6 protein-coding genes are annotated in these 6,330 nt (G+C 59.3%); 3 read left to right on the top strand and 3 right to left on the bottom strand.

What is annotated here, in order from left to right:
• On the bottom strand, positions 1–914 hold a 914-nt coding region (locus C7476_RS25975; protein ID WP_114432817.1), incomplete at its 3' end, for an AI-2E family transporter.
• Between the two features lie 273 nt (positions 915–1,187).
• Between C7476_RS25975 and C7476_RS25970 the strand changes: the two genes are divergently transcribed.
• Genes C7476_RS25970 through C7476_RS25960 form a run of 3 tightly spaced genes read left to right on the top strand, consistent with a single transcriptional unit; the run spans position 1,188 to position 3,757 of the window.
• The gene (locus tag C7476_RS25970) at positions 1,188–2,264 is read left to right on the top strand and encodes an HlyD family secretion protein (protein ID WP_245426599.1); all 1,077 of its coding nucleotides are present in this window, start codon (positions 1,188–1,190) and stop codon (positions 2,262–2,264) included.
• Positions 2,254–3,285, top strand: a complete 1,032-nt coding sequence (locus C7476_RS25965) for a DUF2955 domain-containing protein (RefSeq protein ID WP_114432815.1) — start codon at positions 2,254–2,256, stop codon at positions 3,283–3,285. Before C7476_RS25970 ends, C7476_RS25965 begins: the two co-directional genes overlap by 11 nt.
• 34 nt (positions 3,286–3,319) lie before the next feature.
• Positions 3,320–3,757 carry a Ros/MucR family transcriptional regulator gene (locus C7476_RS25960; protein ID WP_114432814.1) on the top strand — a complete coding sequence of 146 codons (438 nt, stop codon included), beginning with the start codon at positions 3,320–3,322 and terminating at the stop codon, positions 3,755–3,757.
• A 57-nt stretch (positions 3,758–3,814) separates the two neighbouring features.
• Here C7476_RS25960 and C7476_RS25955 read toward each other — a convergent pair whose 3' ends face one another.
• Both C7476_RS25955 and C7476_RS25945 read right to left on the bottom strand, forming a co-directional pair.
• Complete coding sequence (locus C7476_RS25955; protein WP_114432813.1) at positions 3,815–4,126, bottom strand: hypothetical protein; 312 nt, start codon at positions 4,124–4,126, stop codon at positions 3,815–3,817.
• Positions 4,127–4,646: 520 nt separating this feature from the next.
• Entirely contained in the window at positions 4,647–6,323 is a 1,677-nt protein-coding gene (locus tag C7476_RS25945; protein WP_114432811.1) for a SulP family inorganic anion transporter, read from the bottom strand.
• Positions 6,324–6,330 lie beyond the last annotated feature (7 nt).

The raw sequence follows: 6,330 nt of genomic DNA, 5'->3' as shown, positions 1-6,330 counted from the left end.
AATGGCTTGAGGAAGTTGTCGCTGAGCCCGGCAATGACGGTCCAGATCGAAAAGATGATCGCCGGCGTGGTCGCTTCCGTCGCAAGAACATAGGCGATGACAGGTAGTGTTACCAGCAACGCCGGCACCTGCACGATTGCAAACAACAGCACCACGAGCGTCAAGACGCCAGCTGACGAAAGACCTATGGCGAAAAAGCCTATGCCGATCAGCAGCGACTGGATGACCGCGACACCAACAACGCCGACTGCCACACCCCGAATCGTAGCGGCGGTCATCGCAACCAGCCGAGGGCCTTGCGCCTTGCTGCCGGTGATGCGTTCCAACAGGCGACTGGCGAATTCGGTGGCGCCTTCACCATAGGCGATGAGGACGGCGGCCACTGCGAACGAAAGTACGAACGACAGTTGACCGGCGGCTAAACCGCCCGCGAACGACGCCAGCCATGAGGCAACGCCGCCGAGCATTTTGCCGTACTTGGCGAGCGCCGCCGGCATATTTGTCTCGACGAGCACCCATGTCTCGGTCAGTTTCTGGCCGACCACCGGCAGGTCGGCAAGCCATGGTGGCGGCGGAGGCACCGTCAGGCTGCTGTCCTGCAAGCCCGAGACGAACTCCAGTATGGAAGATCCAAGCGACGTCACCACCATGACCAGTGGGACCAGCATCAGCGCAACGCTGACGAGCCCGATCAACGTCGCCGACCAGCGATTGCCGACACGGGCGACCAGGCGCTGGTGCAGCGGATAGAGCATGACCGCGAGGATCACCGACCAGAGCAGGATGCCGGTAAACGGCAATATGATGCGGCTACAGGCAAAGATCAGTAGGCCCACAAGTCCGATCTGAAGCACTGAATCGAGCATTCTCAAGAGCGACGGCGCGCGCTCAGGGATTGTGACGTTCGGCTGCATGTGCTGCCCCCTTCCCAGCCAATCTGGATTTCCCAGGTAGCTCGGTACTTTGTGATTATTTACCTGTTTTGGTCTTCCCGCAAGACAGATGCAAAAGTGTTCGAGGGGTGCGCGCCTCTCCGGCGATTCGACAAGCGCGATGTCGCATCGGCTTGCTTGCGATGGCGGCCGCTTAGGACTAAATTGCCTTCCAACGCGGCGGCCGCGTGACTGGGGGGAAACGTCATGGCGTCGGATGCAACTGGAGCCCCTCGTGATGATGCTCCAAACAAAATGGGCGCGCCTCTGAAAGAGAAAAACCCGCAGCGCACGGTCGCAATTGCCGTGCTTCTGGTGGCGTTGCTTTTGTTCGTCGTGACGGTTTTCATGGAGCGGCGCACGCCTTCTTCCTCGCAGGCGACCGTCAGTGCCTATGTCGTTGGCGTAGCGCCCGAGGTTACCGGGCGGGTTATTGAAGTTGGCGTGACTGACAACAGTGCCGTGACGCCCGGCCAGATGCTGTTTCGGCTGGATCCGGAACAGTACCGGATTGCCGTGGCAGAGGCGGAAGCACGCCTGGCGGGGGTAGGTCAGACGATCGGTGCTTCGACGGCGTCCGTCGATGTCGCCCAGGCCAAGGTGGTGGAGTCGAAGGCAGTCCGGGTCAATGTCCAGGATCAAGCCACCCGCGCCGTGGAACTTGTCAAGCGCGGTATCTATGCCCAGGCCAAACATGATGAGGCCGAGGCCGCGCTGGATCAGGCAAATGCCGGCGTCGATGCAGCCGAAGCCGACCTGGCGCGTGCTCGGGAGGAGCTTGGGCCCGCAGGAAAAGACAATCCGCAATTGCAGGAGGCGCTCGCGGCGCTTGAAAAAGCCCAGCTTGATCTGCTTCGCACGACGGTTTCAGCCCCGGCGGAAGGCGTCGTCACCAATCTCCAGCTTTCCGTCGGAGGTATGCTCAGCGCCGGCGAGAGTGCAATGACCTTCATCGATACCGGCACGATCTGGATCACGGCCGCGTTCAAGGAAAACAGCCTCGAGATGGTTGCAGCCGGCGACCGTGCGGAGGTGCTTTTCGATGTTCTCCCGGGTCAGATTTTCGCCGCCACGGTTGAAGGCATCGGGATGGGGGTTGCCCAGGGAAGTGTCGACCCGGCAACGGGCCTGCCGAAGATTTCCACAGACACTGGGTGGGTGCGAGCACCGCAGAGCTTTCCCATTCGCCTGGTTCTCGACGAAGGGCGGCCCAAGGGTGTGCGATACGGTTCGCAGGCCAATGTGGTTATCTACACCGGGGACCATCCGGTCACCAATGCGCTCGGCCGCATCTGGATCCGGATCCTTTCGGTCCTGACCTATGTCAGCTGATACGCTTCTTTTGCACGAGGAGGACCGCGTCAATGTAAAGCGCAAGGGTCTGCGCATAGCGCTTGCCGTTGCGGTCGGCTTTTCCTGGTCGGTCTATTCGGGGGCTATCATCCCCTTTCTTGGGCCATTGTTTGCGGCACAGTTTCTGATCTCGAGTTCCCGCCCCATGCCGTTGCAAAAGGCGTTGGCAGTCACAGTGCTGATTCTTGTCGTCGGAGCATCTCTGCAATTCATGACGGTTCTGACCGGCGACAGGCCGCCCGTTCTCTTGCTCCTGCTCGGACTGATTTACTTTGGATGTTTCTACCAGCAGGCCAACGGCAAGGGCGGACCCACAATCTTTCTGGTGCTGGTCATTGCGGTTATGGTGCCGCTCCTCACAATTCTGAACGAAGACCTCGGCGACACCATTCTTATGATCCTGGTTCAGGGTGTGGTGACCGGAATGCTTTTGATGTGGCTGGCATACGTTTTTATACCAGACAAAGGTAGCCCTACTCTCAAGGTCGCGACAGCGACGACATATCCGCGTGCGGCACGCTACGCTGCAGCCAACACCGCCATACTGCTGATCGCGGTGGTTGCCTGTCTGACACGCGAAGGGCTGGCTACGGCGATCGTCATTCCGATAACCGTGGTGTCACTGCTGTCCCAATTCGACGTCGCCGCCAGCACGCGCGCCGCCTTGGGGCTCGTGATAACCAATATCACCGGAGGTGTAGCCGCGTCCGTCGCATTCGGGCTGCTTCAGGTACGGCCGTCCCTCATTTTCCTCTTTCTATTGGTACTGCTGGCCGGCCTGGTATTTGGTGGTCGTGCTGCCATGCATGCGCCGTCCGCCAAACTTTACGCGGGTGCTCTGACGATCTTCCTCCTCGTTTTCGGAACAGGTGTGTCACCGCTTCCGGGGTCTGCCGCCGAGTCCTTTTCCACCCGGGTCACCTATATACTGGTGGCCATCGCCTATGCGATCTTCATGACAACGTTGCTTTGGCCTCGGCAGGAGCGCAGTATTGGTTGACGATTTAGATATTTGATTTGTGGGGGATTGGTGGATGATCATCGAAGAATTCGATATCGCGTCGAACAAGGGCAAGCTGGTCGACCTGACGGCCAGGTTGGTGGCGGCTTACGTCCGCAATAACGCAGTACCTACCGCGGATTTGCCGATGTTGCTCAACACCGTGCATGCTGCTTTATCGGGGGCAGCGATGGGAAACGAAGAGACGGCAATTGCCTCGCCGAGCCCCCTGCCTGCAGTGCACCCCAAAAAGTCGGTCACATCCGATTACATAATTTGTCTGGAAGACGGCAAGAAGTTCAAATCGCTGAAGCGGCACTTGAAGACTTCCTTTGATCTCACGCCCGAAGAATATCGCAAGAGATGGAATCTTGATCGGTCCTACCCGATGGTCGCACCGAACTACGCCGAGGCTCGCTCCCGCCTTGCCAGGACCATGGGGCTCGGTCGAAAGTCGGGAAAGGCGCGTTAGTCAGCGGTCAGTCCGTAGCCGGTGGGGCAATCAGAAGGCTCGTTCGGGCCTCATTTTTCAGCGCCAGAATTCATCCAGATAGTCGATGACCTCTCCGTCAGATCCTGCTACCTGGCTAAGCATCATCTGGTCGGTCCAAAACAGGATGGCCTTACGGATCTCCTGATCCTGCCAACCGGCTTCCCTGGCCTTCTCATGCACCCGGATATAGGTGAGGTGGTTGAAAGGAAGTGCAATCTGATCCTTGAACATCTCCTCGATCGCGTCCGCACATTCAGCGCCGCGCCGAAGATAGGGGCCGTCCTCCTTGGGCGGCTTTATTTCGTATTGAACATGATACGGAACATAAGACTCCTTGCGTTCTCTCATGGCGTCACCTCATTGTCAGGCGTTCTTGATCCAAGCCTGTCCCAAAAGGGGATCAGGGCCACGGCCGGACGGTCTCGGCAGGAATGCAACTACGCGAAAGAGACTTTGTTCCGCGTTGGTTCAGCCACCACACGGAGTCTATCGCGTGAACAGCGTTTTTGGGTCCGTCTGCTCGCAAATACCCTAAATATAAAAGCCGACTATTCGCGGTGGTGATAGCTGGCTCAACCAGGAATTCCAACTCGTAGAGATAAAGGGGCGGTTCCTTCCGCTCATCTTCCGGGCCCTCTTCAAACTCTGTTCGCATAGGATTACTCCTTTCAGACGTCTTCCGGTGGTTCAGTCGGACAGAATTGTCTGTTAATCTTATGCAGCCGGCGATAGTTTGCACCGGCGCAAACTCAACTGGCGTTACGCGCTTCCGAAAATATCATAAGCGCGATCGCTCGGCCGTCATTTTTCTGTTTTCGCTTTTTTCGATCTCGCCTCCACCTTGCGATGCATGCGAGCAGTCCGAGTATCAACCATCCTTGGTAGCGGCCCGGGAGGAAGCAAGATATCGCAGAAGGCCGGCTTCGGCGGTGGGAAACATGCGATCGTTACCAACGTGGTTGGCGAAGCCGGACCTTCGGACGTAGTCAAGCACATCCGGATTGAGGCCTGCCAGCCATATCGCGACCCCCTCTTCCGCAAAGCGGCGTTCGCCATCGATCATCATTTGCAGCGCAGAATATTCGATATCGAAGACCCGGCTGAAGTCGAGCATCAGGACGCCTGGCTTGTCTTCGGCAACGAGTTCCCGGATACGGTCGCCGACCTGCTGGGCGTTAGCGAAGAAGAGCCTTCCTTCCGGACGGACGATCAGAAGACCTTCGAAGGTCTCGTCATCCGGGTGCTCCGGCGATGCTGGGCGCAGCAGGTCCTCGCCCCGTTTGCGGCCGATCACGTGGATGCGCGGCCGCGCCGCCTGACTGGACAGGCCAATCAGCGACAGCGCGATCGCAACAACGATGCCCTGAAGCGTACCGAATGCGAGCACACCAAGGAACGCCGCGAGCGCCCATCGGAACTCCATTGTTCGCACCTTGCGGATCGATGCGAATTCGAGCGGTTGGATCAGACCAATCGAATAGACGATCACGATCGCCGCGAGCACAGCCTGCGGCAGAAGCCCCAACAGCGGGGCCAGAGCCAGCATGGTTGCCGCCGAGGCAGCAGCCGTGACGAAAGATGCCTTCTGCGTCCGCCCTCCGACGGAGCGTACCACCGCCGTCTGCGATGTCCCGCCGCCGGCGGGCATGGCTCCGAAGAAAGCGCCCGAAAGGTTGGCCGCGCCAACGGCGAGAAGTTCCCGATTCGCCCTGATCGGCGGATCCGAACGGACAGCAAAGGCCCTCCCGGCGGCAATCGTCTCCGTAAAGCTCATTAGCGCTATACCGATGGCCCCGGGGAGCAGCGTAATCACGAGGTCCGGAGTCGGCAGAGTTATGGAAGGCAACGATTGGGGAATGAGACCGACCGTTGCCACACCGGCACCGCTCAGACCACCGAACCAGGAAACGGCGATTCCGGCGGCGACCACCGCCAGCGGTGCCGGCGAGTGTGGCCAGATACGCTCCGTAATCAGGAGCACGACAAGCGCCGTGACCCCAAGTACCAGCGTCGCAAAGGAGCTCTCGGGAAGGTGCTGGACGAGACTAAGCACGTCGCGGAAGAAGCCCTCTTTCGCAATGTGAATGCCGAACAGCTTCGGCACCTGATCCAGCACGATCACGAGACCGATGCCGGCCTTGAAGCCGGTCAGTACCGGCGTTGAAATCAGGTTTGCCACGAACCCGAGACGAAGGACAGAAGCGACAACAAGCAGGGCTCCGGTGAGGGCGGTCAGCGTCGCAGTCGCTGTGATCAGCTTTGCGGGGTCTCCGTCCGGCACCGCCATGCCCAGCTCTGCGGCGGTAAGTATCGCCAGGGTCGTAGTTGAGCTGGTGCTCAGGACCCGCGATGTGCCTAGAAGGGCATAAACGATCATTGGAACAAAGGCGGTGTAAAGCCCTACGCTGACTGGCAGGCCAGCCACCGTCGCATAGGCCATCGCTTTGGGCAGAACAACCGCCGCCGCCGTGAGCCCGGCGACCAGGTCGGGACGCAGCCCGTAGTCAGGCTTGTGAGATGGATTGTCCGAGCCGTGGGGTGGCATTGCGCAA

The organism is Phyllobacterium bourgognense, from assembly GCF_003337575.1.
Lineage (GTDB): Bacteria > Pseudomonadota > Alphaproteobacteria > Rhizobiales > Rhizobiaceae > Phyllobacterium > Phyllobacterium bourgognense.
This window is presented reverse-complemented; position numbering and strand designations above follow the sequence as displayed.